This is a genomic window from Streptomyces sp. NPDC058576, assembly GCF_042718715.1.
Taxonomy (GTDB): domain Bacteria; phylum Actinomycetota; class Actinomycetes; order Streptomycetales; family Streptomycetaceae; genus Streptomyces.
Genome location: NZ_JBHXPF010000105.1, coordinates 1 through 14,113, shown reverse-complemented (window position 1 = coordinate 14,113; position 14,113 = coordinate 1). Strand labels below are relative to the sequence as shown.

Here is a 14,113-nt window from a genome sequence, read left to right as displayed (position 1 = left end):
CGGCACCGCCGGCCGGGCCACCGGACGCGGGACCTGCCGGCAGTCGGCTGCCTGGCGGCGCAGCGCCTGCCTCAGCGGGACCGGCACCGAGTCGACGACGAGCCGCCACAGCAGCTCGTTGGGGAAGCGGACCTGGGTGCTGCCGACCGCCAGCATGCCGGTGCTGATCAGCCGGTCCAGGGCGAGCAGCAGGTCGGAAGGCGGCACCTGGAGGATCGGCAGCAGGTCGTCGACCGTGCTCTCCCGGCCGAGGACGGCCGCCACGCGCAGCAGCTGGCGGCACTCGTCCGGGAAGTCCAGGAGCATCGGCTGCAGCAGCACCCGCAGCCGGCGCGGAATGCGGTCCTCGACCAGCTGTGCCTCGTGGGCCCCCACCCGCAGCGACTGCTCCTCGCGCATCCCCTCCACCAGCTCCACCAGCAGCTTCGGATGCCCGCCCGCGCCCCGCAGGACGCGGGCGAGCGGCGCGGAGGGCGGGGCTCCCAGCAGGTCGGCGGCTACCTGGAGGGCGGCCGATGGGCAGAGCGCGTCGAGGCGGATCCGCTCGTGGTGCCCCGTGGGACAGACAGCGAGCGGGTCGGTGCCCCCCGGCCCGGCGCCCCGGCGGCGCGCCACCAGCCGGACCAGCGCCCGGTCGCCGTACGGGGGGTGCCGCCGGGCGAGCAGGGTCTCGCCCGGCTCCTCCGCCAGGAAGTGCGGGTCGTCCAGGATGATCAGCCGGGGGCCGCCGGCCGGCCCGGGACGGCCGGACCGGGGGCCCGTCACATAGCCGAGCTGCCGCGCCAGGGCCACGCACTCGTCGAGGAACCGGGTCCGTCCGGAGCCGGGCGGCCCCTCGACCGTCACGAGGGCGCAGCCGCCGTCGGCGCCGAACTCCAGGGCCTGCCGCGCGCGGGCCATCTCCTCCTCACGCCCGCGCAGCGGCAGCCGCGGCGGGGCGGGGGCGAGGGGTGTGACCCGCGTGGCGGGCGGCGACGCCAGCTGCCCCGCGGTGGTTCCGGTCATCGGGCAGCGTCCTTTCCGGCGTGCTTCACGGGCCGCGGCGCGGGCGCCGGGACCGGCTCGGCGTCGAGCGGGAAACGGCTCAGCAGGGGGCCGGTCATCAGGGTGGTGAGCAGGGCCATCACGACCATCGCCGTGAACAGCCGGCTGTCGAGCGCACCCAGGCTCAACCCCACGTTGAGGACGACGAGTTCGGTCAGTCCGCGGGCGTTGAGCAGGATGCCCAGCACGGTGGCCTCGCGGCCGCCGGAGCCGGAGATCCGGGCTGCGCCCATGGCGCCGAGGAACTTGCCCGCGCATGCCACCGCGACGGTCGCCAGGACCATGACGAGCCCTTGAGCGCCGAGCCCGGCGAGGTCCACCGAGAGCCCGGTGACGGTGAAGAACACCGGGAGCAGCAGCAGGCTCGTCTGGTCGATGCGCTCCGGCACCTCGGGGGCGGTTGCGTCGATGTGGCGGCGGGGCGCGACGGCCCCGAACAGGAAGGCGCCGAACACCGCGTGCAGGCCGATCTCGTCAGTGATCCACGCGCTGGCCAGCAGCCCGGAGCAGAGCACGACGTGGACGGTCGGCGTGTTGCCGGCCCACGACCGCTGCGGGGCCAGCAGCCAGGCCAGGGCCGGCCGCACCAGGAGGATCAGCACAAGGCCGAAGGCCAGGGCGCCGCCGATGGTCCGGCCGAGCGACCACAGGCCGCTGACGCTGACGACGGTGACGACGGCGGCCAGCACGGTCCACGCGATCACGTCCTGGATGGCGGCGCTGACCAGGGCCACCGCGCCCACCCGGTGCTTCTGCAGGCCCCGTTCGATGATGATCCTGGCGAGCACGGGGAAGGCCGTGATGGACATCGCGGCACCGAGGAACAGCGCAGGGCCGAGCATCCCGTCCGTCTTCAGCTGCGACGTGTCGAGCCACGGGTAGAGCAGGACGGCGAGTGCGGCGCCCATGACGAACGGCAGCGCCACCGAGCTGAACGACACCAGGGCGATGTGCCGTCCGACGCCCTTCACGTGCGACAGGCTCAGCTGGTAGCCCACCCCGAACATGAAGAGCACCAGGCCCAGTTGGGCGAGGACTTCCAGATACGGGCGGGCCGCCGGGGGGAACAGCAGTCCGGGCAGATCGCCGGGCAGCAGCCCGAGCAGACTCGGCCCCAGGGCTATTCCGGCGACGATCTCGCCCATCACCGCAGGCTGGCGGACCCGTTTGGCCGCGGTGGAGAACAGGAACGCGGCGATCAGCACCAGGGCCACGCCCACCAGGACGATCCCGGTGACACCGGCGCTCTCTCCCGCGCTGAGGGCCGGACCGTGCAGGGCCGGACCGTGCGTCGACATGCTTGGCCTCTTCCTTCTCGAAAAAAGGGGAGCGGATGACGGTCAGAGACCCCGCGCCAGCGTCCTGCGGTCGACCTTGCCGCTGGAGGTGAGCGGCAGCGCGGGCAGGGGACGGACCGACGAGGGGATCATGTGGTCGGGCAACTGTGCGGACAGGCTGCGCCGGACCGCGGAGGCCACGACCTCGGCGCCGCGCGCGGGGACGCAGAACGCCACCAGTTGCTTGACGCCGCCGGGCCCCTCCCGCACGACCACCGCCGCGTCGGCGACCTCCGGCAGGGTCCGCAGATGTGCCTCGACCTCTCCGGTCTCCACCCGGTGGCCCCGGATCTTCACCTGGTCGTCCAGCCGGCCGAGGAACTGCAGCGTGCCGTCCGGCCGGAGGTCGACGAGGTCGCCCGTCCGGTAGATCCGCCCGCCGCCGGCCAGGCCGGGTACGGTCCGGAACCGCGCGGCGGTCGCCTCGGGCATCCCGAGGTAGCCCTGGGCCAGCACCGGGCCGCCGATGCACAGTTCTCCCGGTGTGCCGGGCTGCCGCGGGCGCAGCCGCTCGTCGAGGACGTACGCCTCGACGTGGGCGATGGGCCGGCCGATGCTGGGCTGGTCGGGCCACTCGTCCGGGTCGCCGCGGAGTTCGAGCGAGGTCACCACATGGGTCTCGGAGGGCCCGTACTGGTTGACCAGCACCGCCCCGTCCAGGCGCCGGAACAGGGCACGCACGGCGGGCGTCACCTGGAGCTGTTCACCGGCGGTGACGACCTCGCGGAGGGAGGCCGGCCACACACCGACCGAGTCGGCGTGCGCGGCGATCGACTGGAGTGCGACGAACGGCAGGAACATGCGCCGCACCGAGGCGCTGTTCAGCAGGTCGATCAGGGACTGCCAGCTCCGGCGCGTCGTGTCGTCGGCCACCACCAGGGCCCCGCCGGACGCCCAGGTGCTGAACATCTCCTGGAAGGAGACGTCGAAGCTGAGCGCGGAGAACTGGAGGGTCCGGTCGCCGGCGCCGCAGGCGGAGTGCGCGCACTGCCAGTCGATCAGGTTGGCGAGCGGACCGTGGGGCATGGCCACGCCCTTGGGCACCCCGCTGGACCCGGACGTGTAGATGACGTACGCGAGGGTGTCCGGCCCGATCTCCGGCACCGTCGGCGGGGGCGCGTCCTCGACGGCGGACAGGGCGTCGTCCAGGAGGACGGCACGGGTGCCGTCCGGCAGCGGAACGCGGTCCAGGAGCGCCTTTTCGGTCAGCAGGACCCGCGTACCGCTGTCGCGCACCATGGCCGCGAGCCGCTCGTCGGGATAGGCGGGGTCGAGCGGCACGTAGGCGCAGCCGGCCTTGAGTACGCCGAGGACCGCGACGGCGATGGAGAAGCCTCGCTCGAACAACACTCCGACGGGCTGCCCGGTGACGCCTTCGAGTCGCAGCGCGTGGGCGAGCCGGTCCGCGTCGCGCCCCAGCTCCTCGTAGCCGAGGGACCGCTTGCCCCACAGCACGGCGGGGTGGTCGGGGTGGGACCTGCGCCGTGCCTCGAACAGTTCGTGGGCGAGAGGGGGGTTGCCGTTGGAACTCACTGCCTCGTTCATCGGGGGCTCCCAGGCCGGATCAGGTTCGGGACTGCGCCGGTTCGTTCATGACCGAAGCGATCGCCTCCGCGAGCGGTTCGGCCCCGGCCGCCTCCAGGTAGAGGTGGCCGCCGGGGAACGTGAGGGTGGTGAGCGGCTGGACGCTGCGCCACTGCCACGGGTCGGTGTGCTCGTCGCCGAAGGCGTCCTGCTCTCCGCGGCAGACGACGATGCGGCTCTCGGTCACGGTCCGGGCCATGGTGCGGATGAAGGAGTCGCAGACGGCGAAGTCGCATCGCAGCAGGGCCACGGCGCGGTCGGCGATGTGGGGGTGGCCGAGCAGCCGTTCGTCCAGCGCGTCGAACCGGGCCGCGCAGGCCAGCACCTCTTCGTCCGACGCGGCGGCGACGCCGTCGGGGAACAGCGGGGAGCCGAGCTGCGGGGCCAGGTTGGCGGAGGCGAAGAGGGTCTGGCAACGCGGTCCGCCGCGCCGCTCCAGGGCCGCGGTCACGCCGAGCCCGAGGTAAGCGCCCATGCTGTGGCCGAAGATGGCCAGTTCCTCGTCGGGTCGCACCTCCGCGGTGAGCAGGTCGGCCAGATCCCGGACAGCCTCCTCGGCGGTGCGCGGGGCGGGCTCCCGCCAGCGGCGGCCCCGGCCGGGCAGTTCGGCCATCACGGGCCGGATGTCGTCGGGCAGCAGCTGGACCAGCCGGCGGAACACGGCCGCCGAGCCTCCGGCGTGATGGAACAGGGCGAGCACGGTCATCGGTGCGCCTTCCTGAAAGGTGGGGGCGGAGCAGCATGACCGGAAGGCGCGCGGGGGCCGCGGGGGTTCGGGCCGGGCGCCGGCCGGGCAGGGGCCGCGGTAGTGGGGCGGTGGGCCGCCACGTCACCGCCGCCCCTGCCCCGGGGCGGGGCCGCGATGCGACGGGGCGGTGGACCGCCGCGCCGCCGCGCCCCTTCCGGGCGTCGCCGGTCACGTGCTGCGGGACCGGCCTGCGGGCCGGGCTCTCACGGCCCGCGCCGGCCCGCCGCCGGCACGGGCCGGGGGCGTCAGCCGCTGTATGCCTCCCGGAAGTCCCACGGGCTGAACCTGTGGCCGCGGCGGTTCTGGTCGGTGATCGTGTTGTGGCCGTACTCGTCCTTGCCGGCGACGAGCACGGAGCCGAAGTTGTCCAGCGGGATGGTGCCGCCGTACTCGGACACGTCGCCGAGGTCCGGGTAGACCTCGACCTGGGTCGGCACGTACCGGGTCGCGAACCCCATGCGGTAGTCCTTCTTGCCGCCGGTGTGCGGCAGTGAACCGTGCATCAGGGTCGACCAGAAGATCACGCACTCGCCGGGCTGCATGACGAGGGAGAACGCCTTGGACTCGTCGGGGCGCCAGTCGGGGTCCTTCTGGAGCTCGCGGTAGTCGTACCCGAAGAAGCCGCGCCGGACGCTGTCCTTCTCCCGCTTGTTGATCGTGTCCGGGTTGTAGGACATGCCGAGGGACTCGTCGTAGTTCATCACCCGGTGCGTGCCCGGCATGAGCTGGAGGCAGCCGTTCTCACGGGTCGAGTGGGTGAACGCCGTCCAGGCGGTGATCGTGCCGCCGAACGCGGGCGCGTTGTTCTGCGCGGGCCACCGGATCTGGGGGCGGCCGCTGGAGTGGGCGAACGTCGACGCCTGGTGCCAGTCGGTGCCCTCGTCGCCCTGGTACTTCGGGAAGAACTCGGTGCGCCAGCACAGCAGGTCCGGGCCGAGGATGGAGGCCACCCGCTCCACGATCGCCTGCTGCATGATGTGCTCGCTGAGCAGATCTATGTCGAGGTGCCGGTCGTAGTTGGAGAGGTTGGTCACCGCGCCCAGCGCGTCGTCCGGATAGATCGCCCGCGAACGGTCCGGAATGGCTCGGCGTATCTGGTTCCAGCGCTTCTCCATCTCCTCGGGTTCATACACCTTGATGGGACCGATGAAGCCCTGCTCCTCGAACGTGGCGAGTTCTTCGGGGCTCAGTCGGAAATCAGCGGTGCGGTCAGTCACGGCTACTCCAGTCTCTGGTCTGAATACTGGGTGAACGAATTACGTGGCAGGCTGTCCGGTGATCCGCCCGTGCAGTTCTGCGATCGCGCTGCCGAGCGACTCCTCGAACAGGACCTTCACGTCCAGTTCGTGTCCGAAGCGCTGCTGGGCGAGTGTGTTGAGGTTCATGGCGAGGAGCGAGTGACCGCCGAGATCCAGGAAGTTGTCCTCGGGGGACACATCCGGTTTCTCGACGGCTTCGCCCACCCAGTCGACGAGCAGCTTCTGAAGTTCGTGCACGCCCTCAGGAATGGAAACGGGCATGGCCGCCAGACTCCTCTCGTAGGGTCCCGTACGGGCCTCCGGCCATAGTCGGAATCATTTGCGAGCCGGAGCGTCTCCGCATACTTCGCACAGGGCCAGGCACATATGCATGGCTTGCTGCGCGACTCACTCTATGGCGGCCTGGACGAGTGCGGTAATGCCGGATACTTGGGGGGTATGCCCCGCGGACATACGCCAGGAAAATGCGCCACGAACATGGTGCGGGTTTCTGCCGGATGAGTGTTCCGCACTCTCGGCCCGGAGCGCCGGAGCGCCGGAGCGCCGGACCGGTTGAACGCCCGGTCGGTCGTGGCCGGACCGGATCCCTCTTCACAGCCCTCTCGGCAGGGAAGCCCGGCACTGGTGCGTGGCCCTGCTCCGTATCGCGCTGCTGATCCGTGCTGCCCAGCGGGTGTCCATCCTCGGGGGCCAACCCAGGGCAGCGGCCGGTGTGGCACCGGGTGCGGGAACAGATCCACTCCAGCACGTTGAAGCCGGCGAAGCTGAAGCACCGCAGGGCGGGGGAGTTCAGGGAGGTGCCGTTGCCCCGGTCGGTGCGGGAGGCGATCGAGCGGTACGAGGAGAAGCACGGCACTACGAAGGACGGCTATCGGCTGCGTGGCCCGGGCGGCTACTTCACCGAGGGTATGGAATGACGGATGCGGCCGGATTCACCGCCGGGCTGCTGCTCGCCGGACCACTGGCCGGCGACAGCTGGCGCTGGACGTTCCTGCTGCCGGCCCCGGTGGCCCTGGTGCTCCTGGTGTGGGGCCTGCGGGTGATTCCCGGTTCGGTCCGGAAGAAGCCGGGCCGGCCAGGCGCGGCGGTCCTGCGCAACGGTGCTCTGGTACGGGCGACGCTGGGGGCGGCCGCCCTCAACGGGTCGTATATCGGACTGCTGTTGCTGGCCACGTTCCGCGCGAGCGGTGACTTCGGCTGGCAGCCGTGGCAGATCGCGCTGGCCCTGCTGCCCGCGAGCGTCCCGCTGGCGATGTCGGTCCCGTTCGCCGGGCGGCTGGTCCAGGGGTACGGCACCGCCCGGCTGATCGCCGCCGGGACGTGCTGTGCCCTGGCGGGACAGTCGTACGGTCTGCTGCACCCGGAGCCGCTCCCGTACGTGACCGGCCTGCTGCCGGCGCTTCTCCTGGTGGAGGCCGGGTTCGTGCTCTCCTTCGCGGCCCTGAACATGCAGGCGACCCAGAGCGTCGAACCCGCTCTGCGGGCCGCTGCCGTGCCGGTCTACCAGACGGGGGTCCAGGCCAGCAGCGTCCTGATGCTGCCGCTCGTCGCGGGGATCGCCACTCTGACCGGGAGCTTCAGGACGCCCCTGCTCGCCACCTCGCTCGCCGCCGCGCTGGGCCTGGCGGCGGCGGTGACCGGGCTGCGCGGAGGACCGCGCGGGCGATGACCGGATGCCGACGCGTGCGGCAGGCACCCGGTCCACCTGTTCAGGACGCCAGCATTTTCCTGGTCAGGGCATCGAGCCGCAGAGCGTCGTCCTCGTGGAAGGAGAAGTGCCGGGGGTCGATCCGCCGGCCCTCGAAGAAGGCGCTCAGCGGTTCGGCCGGAGGAGTGTCGAGGGCCGCGACGATCGGCGCGATGCCTGCCTCCACGGGCTTGGCGTACCGCAGCATCTCCTGGACGCGGGCGGCGGTGACCGGTTCGAACTCGCCGGAGAAGCCGGTCGCCGTACCGCCGGGGAAGTCCAGCACGTAGCGGGTCCGGTAGCCGCGGCTCTGCCGGGCGAAGGAGACGCCGAGGAGGTCGTTGAGCTTTCCGCCCTGGAACATGGCGGCCCAACCGTCGTAGCCGCGTTCCAGCCCCAGGTCGTTCCAGTGGATCGGGCCCGCTTCCACACCGGGGCCCGCCACATTCATGATGACCGGCTCGGGCGCCTTCTCCAGGAGATCCACCAGGCCGTACCCGAGCAGATAGCGGCTCAGGTAGTACAGCGCGAAGTTGTGCTCGAAGCCTTCGGACGTCACACGGCGGTAGGAGCGGAAGAACCGCGCGCACAACACCAGCGCGTCCACGACGGAGAACTGCTCCTTGATCTCCTCGACGACGCGCCTGTTCTCGGCCACCAGGCTCAGGTCGGCCCGGATGAAGAAGGCGTGCTGCCGGGCGCCGAGTCCGTCCGCGGCGACGAGGAACTTCTTTCCCTTCTCCGGGTCGGGGCCGATGACGACCACCTTGTCCCCGCGCTTCAGATAGGTATGGGCGAGCGCCTCTCCGATTCCGGAGGTGCCGCCGGAAATGACGAAAGTCTTCACAGAAATCTCCCTGCATGGTGGGGGGTTGAATGATCGAGGGTCTCTTGCGGGACGTCTCGGCGACCTGCCATAGTCATCCGGTCCCAGGTAACAGAATGAGAAATGAAAGGCCGACCCATGAGTGACGCATCAGATCTGGCCCGTACGGTGGCGCAACTCACTGAGAGGGTCGAGGAATTGGAAAGCATTCGCGCACTGGAGAGGTTGCGTACGGAGTTTCATCGTTGCCTCAACAATGCCGAATGGGAAGCCCTCGGCGCCCTGTTCTCCGATGACGCCCATCTCGACTACGGCGATTTCGGCCAGGCGCACGGCAGTGCGGGCGTCACCGATTTCTACAGCGCACTGCCGAAGAAGATCCTGGAATTCCAGCGCGGCGCCTCGGAGATCAACTTCAAGAACTTCATACAGGGACACCAGGTACAGGTCACCGGCAAGGATTCCGCCAGGGGTGTGTCCTTCTTCGAGGAGAAGATCCGCTTCGACCGCGCGAGCGAGATCCACCACAGCACCGGCCAGTTCACGGACACCTACGTCCGCCGGGACGGCCGCTGGTACTTCGCCGTGGTCGAGCTCGACCACTACTGGGTCGTGCCGAACAACGACGACTGGCGCTGGCCCTGGTGACCCGCCCGATGCGAGGGGCTCCGCCGTGACGGATGCCCGCAGGCCCCCGAGGCGTGACCTCGGGGGCCCGGCCGTGCGGGCCCTCACCCCTGTGCGGCTTCCTTCTGCGGTACGGGGGCGGTCGCGGGCGCCGGTCCACGCCGGCGCAGGGCGGGGAGCATGGCGAGCACCCCGAGCATGGCGAAGATCAGCGGCACCACCAGAGCGAGCCGCAGGCCGTGCAGGAACTCGCCGGAAGAGCTTCCGGTGTTCGCGGCGTTGACCGCGGTCACCACGCTCAGGCCCAGGGCGGGACCGATCTGGAACGAGGTGTTCACCAGTCCGCCGGCCACACCCTGGTCGTGCACCGGGACGCTGTCGGCCGCCGCCATGGTCAGCGGGCCGTATGCCAGCGAGAAGCCCAGGCCGATCAGGAGGAAGGCCGGCAGCAGCAGCGTGGTGTAGCCGGAGTCCGCCGAGAGGAACTGCAGCAGGGCGTACGCCGCGACGGCTGAGACCAGCCCCGCCAGGATCACGCGCTCCACACCGAAGCGGCCGACCAGGGGCGCCGCGATGCGGGTCGAGAGCACAGCGGCGACCAGCCCGACCGGGCTGACCGCGAAGCCGGTCTCCATCGCCGACCAGCCGCGGAAATCCTGGAGGTAGAGCGTCATGGTGAACAGCACGCCAATCCAGGCGCCGATCAGCGACATGGCGCCGATGTTGACGCGCACCAGCGCGGCGGACCGCAGGATGTCCAGCCGTACGAGGGGCTTCGCCACCTTGCGCTGGATCGTGGTGAACACCACGAGGAGAATCACGGCGGCCACCAGTGAGCCCAGGGTGTTCACCTTGGTCCAGCCCACCTCGGGCGCCTGGACCAAGGTGAACACCACGAGCACCATGGTCGCGGTGATGGTCACGGCGCCGGCGATGTCGAAGTCCTTGGCGCCGCCCTCGGGCCGGGGCGAGCGCGGGACGAACGCCAGACCGGCCACGAACGCGGCGAGCCCGACCGCGGCCGGGGCGAAGAAGACCCAGCGCCAGTTCAGGTCGGTGAGCAGGCCGCCGATGACCATGCCCAGCGCCATGCCGGTGGCGCCGGTCGCGGTGAAGATGGACAGGGCCTTGTTGCGGATGTGGCCCTCGGCGAAGCTCGTGGTGATGATCGAGAAGCCGGCCGGGGCGCTGAACGCGGCGCCGACACCGGTCACGAAGCGCGCCGCGATGAGCACCGTCCCGTTGGGAGCGGCGCCGCCGACCAGCGAGCCGACGACGAAGACCATGAGCGAGATCAGCAGCATCCTGCGCCGCCCGAGCAGGTCGGCGGCGCGCCCGCCGAGCAGCAGGAATCCGCCGAAGCCGACCACGTACCCGGTGATCACCCACTGCAGGGAGCTGGTCGACATGTCGAGCGAGGAGCCGATCGCCGGCAGCGCGACACCCTTCATCGAGACGTCGAGGGCGTCGATGAATAGCGCGCCGCAGAGGACGCCCAGCATGGCGTAGGCCCTAGGCGTCAGCGAGGTGAAGATCGACTGCGGAGGGGGTGGAGCGGACATGGAGCCTCCCGTGGCGCGGACCGATCGGTCCGGAATGAGGACGGGCCCAGCATGGCCAGGCCCGTGACGGGATGTCAATGAGCGCCCCCGAAAGGGTGGACCGATCGGTCCGTCGTCATTCTCTGGGAAGGGACCGATCGGTCTGTTAGCCTTCGAGGCCATGGCCCGCAATCCCACGTCCGACGCGCACGACCGCATCCTGGATGCGGCGGCCGACCTGTTCGACCGTTACGGCGTGCACGCCGTCGGCATGCAGCAGATCATCGACGAACTCGGTTGCGGAAAGCAGCTCCTCTACCGCGAATTCGCCAGCAAGGACAAGCTGGTCGTGGCGTATCTCCAGCGCTCCACCCGGGACTGGGACAGAACCCTGGAAGACGCCGCGAAGGCCGCGGACACCCCGGAGGAGCAACTGGTCGAAGTGGTCCGTGCGGTGCAGATGATGGCCCCCGGAACCCGCGGCTGCTCCCTGCGCAACACCCACGCAGAGTTTCCCCAGCCCGACCATCCCGCGCACCGGATCTCGGTCGATCACTTCAGGACCGTCCGGGAACAGCTCCGTGAATTGGCCCGGCGCACGCCGGCCGCCAATCCCGACCGGCTCGGTGACCGGATCATGCTGATCATCGACGGCCTGTACGCGAGTGGTTCGATTCTCGGAGCGGCCGGTGCGGCGGCGGAGGCAGTGGATTTCGCCCGGGACGTGATTCGGTTCGAGACGTCCCCGGCGGTGCGCTGACACCGCCGGAACCTGTGGGCCTCCCGTAGGGACACGGTGCCTATCCCCGGAGTTACGGTGACAACCGTTGCCGCTGGCTCCCGAAGGAGAACACCGTGAGCCAGCACAAGCGTGTCGCGTTGATCAGTGGAGCCGGCCGGGGAATCGGCGCAGCGACCGCCAGGGAATTCGGGCGGCGCGGATATCACGTCATCGTCAATTTCCGCAGCGACGCCGACGCCGCCAAGAACGTGGTCGCGGCGATCGAGGACGAGGGCGGTTCCGCCCAGGCCGCCCGCGCCGACGTCTGCGACGGTGACCAGGTCGCCGCACTGATCGAGGGAGTGCGCGAGGAGCACGGCCGCATCGACGTACTGGTCTGCAACGCCAATACGGTCAACCCCTCGTTCGTCCCGCTGGCCAAACTCTCCTGGGACGACTCCGCGGAGAAGATCAACGGCGAGCTCTCCGGGGTGTTCTTCCTCAGCCAGCGCATTCTGGCCGTCATGCGCGAGCAGCGGGCGGGGCGCATCGTCTTCATATCGAGCACCGCCGCGGACTCCATCGGCATGGCCGTCGCGCACTCGACCGCCAAGGCCGCGCTCAACACCTTCAGCCGCCATGTCGCGGGAATCGGGGCACAGTACGGCGTCACGGTCAACACCCTCGCGTTCGGCGCGGTACGTACGGAGTCCTCGGGACAGGGTTTCAGCGAGGGCCTCCAGACGTACCTGACCGACCGCTCCGTGATCGACCGGCTCGTCGAGCCCGAGGACGCGGCCCGGGCCGTCGCGCTGCTGGCCGACGACGACTTCGGCGCCGTGGCGGGACAGCTGATCCGGTTGGACGGCGGGTACGACATCCTGGATCAGCAGCTCCACCCCCTGACTAGCCACTTCGCCTGACGGGCGGCAGGCCCAGGGCCTGTTTCATCTCTCGGTAGTCGTGCTCGATTCTCCAGCGGAGCTTGTCCAGACGGACCGGGGTGGCCAACGGTGGGTCGGCGGGCAGGTCGGAGAGCCAGAACTGAACCGGCTCGGCCTCTTTGGCGGGCCATTCGGCCAGCAGCCAGCAGTCGGACCTGCCTCGATGGCCCATGCCTTCACGCTATGAGCCGGCCGGCTGCGGCCGGGTGGGCGGTGGGCGTGGTGGAGATGCCGACCACGTAGTGCCGACCGCGCTGGTTCAGGCCCCAGCGGAACGCGGCCGCGGTACGGACTGCCTTTCGGGACGGGGTCATCCAGGCTGCGGGCTAACAGAGCTGGGTGGGGTGCTGCGCACCACCGTCCTGTCGTGTCGGCCGCAGCACGCAGGGGTCCACACCCGCGTCGGTGAACGATCGAACTGCCGCGGCGAGTTCGGACTTGCCGATGGTCGGCGTCCGTGAGAGGAGGAAGCCAGCAGTCCGGTCCTCGTTGGTCACCGCCGCCCACGTGTAGCTTTCGTCAAGCCCGGCGATGACGTAGTTGGCCTCTTGGGTGTGCACGTAACCACCGGCCGGCCTGGGCTGAAAGGAGACGTTGAGACTGGTGCCCGAGGAGTCGAGGGGGAGCGCGGCACCATTGACCGCGCTGGTTGATCCCCACCATGTCGTGCAGGTGTTGCGGACGCCGACGGTTCCGTCCGTATTGGGCGTGTACTGAGCTCGGACGTTCTTCTTGCACTGGATCTCGAAGAGCTGCGGCACGGCTGCGAGTTGATACCAGGTACCCGCGTATCGACCGAGGTCGACCTTGCCGGGCTGACCCTGCGCTGTGCCGGACGCGGTGGCGGCAGCCCCGGTCGCCGAAGCTCCCGCGACGGCAAGTACGGAGCAGGCAACAACGAGAGCGGAACGGCCAAGGGGGAGGGACAGGGGCATGCGTACTCCTCGGGTCTGTTCAGGACAGTTCGTTCTCCTTCTGATCTGGCCCGCCCGCCGGATGCACCTTCCAAGAACTTCGTCACCCTGGTTGTGACAGCCCACCCTCGCGGGATGGGCTGAGGGATCGCGCCGCGGAGATGACCGGCCTAGCAACTCGCTCTGGACGGTGCCGGCCAATCTCCTCGCGCGCCTTCCGCGGAACCTGCCGCTGAACCGCGCCGCGCTCGTGGAGCCGACAGCCGTTGCGGTGCACGACGTACGACGGGCCGGGGTCGCCATCGGCGAGAAGGTTCTCCTGGTTGGCGGCGGTCCGGTCGGCCTGCTGATCGCCTCCGTCGCGGCCAGCACAGGCGGTGACGTACTGCTCGCCGAACTCGATCCGCGGCGCGGGGCCTTTGCCGACGGGCTCGGGCTGCACACCGTCGATGCGGCGGGCGATGTGCCGGCCTACGTCCAGGAATGGACCGAGGGCGCGGGCGCGGGCGTCGTCTTCGAGGTGTCCGGCGCCGGCGGCGGAGTCACTACGGCCGTCGACGCCCTCGCGGTACGTGGCCGCCCGGTACTGGTAGCCATCCATGGCCGGCCCCGCAAGGTCGACCTGCACCGCTTCTTCTGGCGCGAGCTCACGCTCATCGGCGCGCGACTCCACGACCGCGCCGACTTCGAGACCGCCGTGGAACTGGTGGCCCAGGAGCAGGCGCCGGCCGCGCAACTGATCTCCACCATCGTCCCGCTGTCCGACGCCGCCTCGGGATTCGCCGCTCTGGAGAACGGCGGCTCCGGCCAGATGAAGATCCTTGTCGACTGCAGTGAGCGAGCGGCGGCGGGCGCTTCGGCGTCGCGCCCGCCGCCGTCAC

14 protein-coding genes and 3 pseudogenes are annotated in these 14,113 nt (G+C 70.3%); 6 read left to right on the top strand and 11 right to left on the bottom strand.

Annotation, left to right across the window (positions count from 1 at the left end):
• From ACFWRV_RS35695 to ACFWRV_RS35670, 6 genes and pseudogenes are all read right to left on the bottom strand, one after another.
• Positions 1 to 1,005: pseudogene (locus ACFWRV_RS35695) on the bottom strand (hypothetical protein); the annotation flags it as partial.
• Positions 1,002 to 2,342 carry a cation:proton antiporter gene (locus ACFWRV_RS35690; protein ID WP_384340252.1) on the bottom strand — a complete coding sequence of 447 codons (1,341 nt, stop codon included), beginning with the start codon at positions 2,340 to 2,342 and terminating at the stop codon, positions 1,002 to 1,004. The gene ACFWRV_RS35690 and the pseudogene ACFWRV_RS35695, both read right to left, overlap by 4 nt.
• 42 nt (positions 2,343 to 2,384) lie before the next feature.
• On the bottom strand, positions 2,385 to 3,926 hold the full coding sequence (locus ACFWRV_RS35685; protein WP_384340250.1) for an amino acid adenylation domain-containing protein: 1,542 nt from the start codon (positions 3,924 to 3,926) through the stop codon (positions 2,385 to 2,387).
• 19 nt (positions 3,927 to 3,945) lie between these two features.
• Complete coding sequence (locus ACFWRV_RS35680; RefSeq protein WP_384340248.1) at positions 3,946 to 4,671, bottom strand: thioesterase II family protein; 726 nt, start codon at positions 4,669 to 4,671, stop codon at positions 3,946 to 3,948.
• Positions 4,672 to 4,958: 287 nt separating this feature from the next.
• A complete protein-coding gene (locus ACFWRV_RS35675; RefSeq protein ID WP_384340246.1) occupies positions 4,959 to 5,930 on the bottom strand; it encodes a chlorinating enzyme in 972 nt (323 codons plus the stop codon).
• A gap of 39 nt (positions 5,931 to 5,969) precedes the next feature.
• A complete protein-coding gene (locus ACFWRV_RS35670; protein WP_384340244.1) occupies positions 5,970 to 6,233 on the bottom strand; it encodes an acyl carrier protein in 264 nt (87 codons plus the stop codon).
• 461 nt (positions 6,234 to 6,694) lie between these two features.
• Here ACFWRV_RS35670 and ACFWRV_RS35665 point away from each other — a divergent pair, with 461 nt between their 5' ends.
• Complete coding sequence (locus ACFWRV_RS35665; RefSeq protein ID WP_384340242.1) at positions 6,695 to 6,889, top strand: hypothetical protein; 195 nt, start codon at positions 6,695 to 6,697, stop codon at positions 6,887 to 6,889.
• A complete protein-coding gene (locus ACFWRV_RS35660) occupies positions 6,886 to 7,641 on the top strand; it encodes an MFS transporter (protein WP_384340240.1) in 756 nt (251 codons plus the stop codon). Before ACFWRV_RS35665 ends, ACFWRV_RS35660 begins: the two co-directional genes overlap by 4 nt.
• A gap of 40 nt (positions 7,642 to 7,681) precedes the next feature.
• On the opposite strand, the gene ACFWRV_RS35655 is transcribed toward ACFWRV_RS35660, so the two are convergent.
• Positions 7,682 to 8,506, bottom strand: a complete 825-nt coding sequence (locus tag ACFWRV_RS35655) for an SDR family NAD(P)-dependent oxidoreductase (protein WP_384340238.1) — start codon at positions 8,504 to 8,506, stop codon at positions 7,682 to 7,684.
• Between the two features lie 117 nt (positions 8,507 to 8,623).
• On the opposite strand from ACFWRV_RS35655, the gene ACFWRV_RS35650 reads away from it, so the two are divergent.
• The gene (locus ACFWRV_RS35650; RefSeq protein ID WP_384340236.1) at positions 8,624 to 9,133 is read left to right on the top strand and encodes a nuclear transport factor 2 family protein; all 510 of its coding nucleotides are present in this window, start codon (positions 8,624 to 8,626) and stop codon (positions 9,131 to 9,133) included.
• A gap of 83 nt (positions 9,134 to 9,216) precedes the next feature.
• On the opposite strand, the gene ACFWRV_RS35645 is transcribed toward ACFWRV_RS35650, so the two are convergent.
• Entirely contained in the window at positions 9,217 to 10,674 is a 1,458-nt protein-coding gene (locus tag ACFWRV_RS35645) for an MFS transporter (RefSeq protein WP_384340234.1), read from the bottom strand.
• Between the two features lie 160 nt (positions 10,675 to 10,834).
• On the opposite strand from ACFWRV_RS35645, the gene ACFWRV_RS35640 reads away from it, so the two are divergent.
• Together ACFWRV_RS35640 and ACFWRV_RS35635 are read left to right on the top strand one after the other, a co-directional pair.
• Positions 10,835 to 11,413 carry a TetR/AcrR family transcriptional regulator gene (locus ACFWRV_RS35640; protein WP_384340232.1) on the top strand — a complete coding sequence of 193 codons (579 nt, stop codon included), beginning with the start codon at positions 10,835 to 10,837 and terminating at the stop codon, positions 11,411 to 11,413.
• Between the two features lie 95 nt (positions 11,414 to 11,508).
• Positions 11,509 to 12,297, top strand: coding sequence for an SDR family oxidoreductase (locus tag ACFWRV_RS35635; protein ID WP_384340230.1), 789 nt, complete (start codon positions 11,509 to 11,511; stop codon positions 12,295 to 12,297).
• 7 nt (positions 12,298 to 12,304) lie between these two features.
• Here ACFWRV_RS35635 and ACFWRV_RS35630 read toward each other — a convergent pair.
• From ACFWRV_RS35630 to ACFWRV_RS35620, 3 genes and pseudogenes are all read right to left on the bottom strand, one after another.
• Positions 12,305 to 12,463, bottom strand: a pseudogene (locus ACFWRV_RS35630) (IS701 family transposase); the annotation flags it as partial.
• 31 nt (positions 12,464 to 12,494) lie between these two features.
• A complete protein-coding gene (locus ACFWRV_RS35625) occupies positions 12,495 to 12,632 on the bottom strand; it encodes a hypothetical protein (protein WP_384340228.1) in 138 nt (45 codons plus the stop codon).
• 12 nt (positions 12,633 to 12,644) lie between these two features.
• The gene (locus tag ACFWRV_RS35620) at positions 12,645 to 13,253 is read right to left on the bottom strand and encodes a lipocalin family protein (protein WP_384340226.1); all 609 of its coding nucleotides are present in this window, start codon (positions 13,251 to 13,253) and stop codon (positions 12,645 to 12,647) included.
• A 163-nt stretch (positions 13,254 to 13,416) separates the two neighbouring features.
• Between ACFWRV_RS35620 and ACFWRV_RS35615 the strand changes: the two are divergent.
• Positions 13,417 to 14,113 (top strand): annotated as a pseudogene (locus tag ACFWRV_RS35615) (zinc-binding dehydrogenase); the annotation flags it as partial.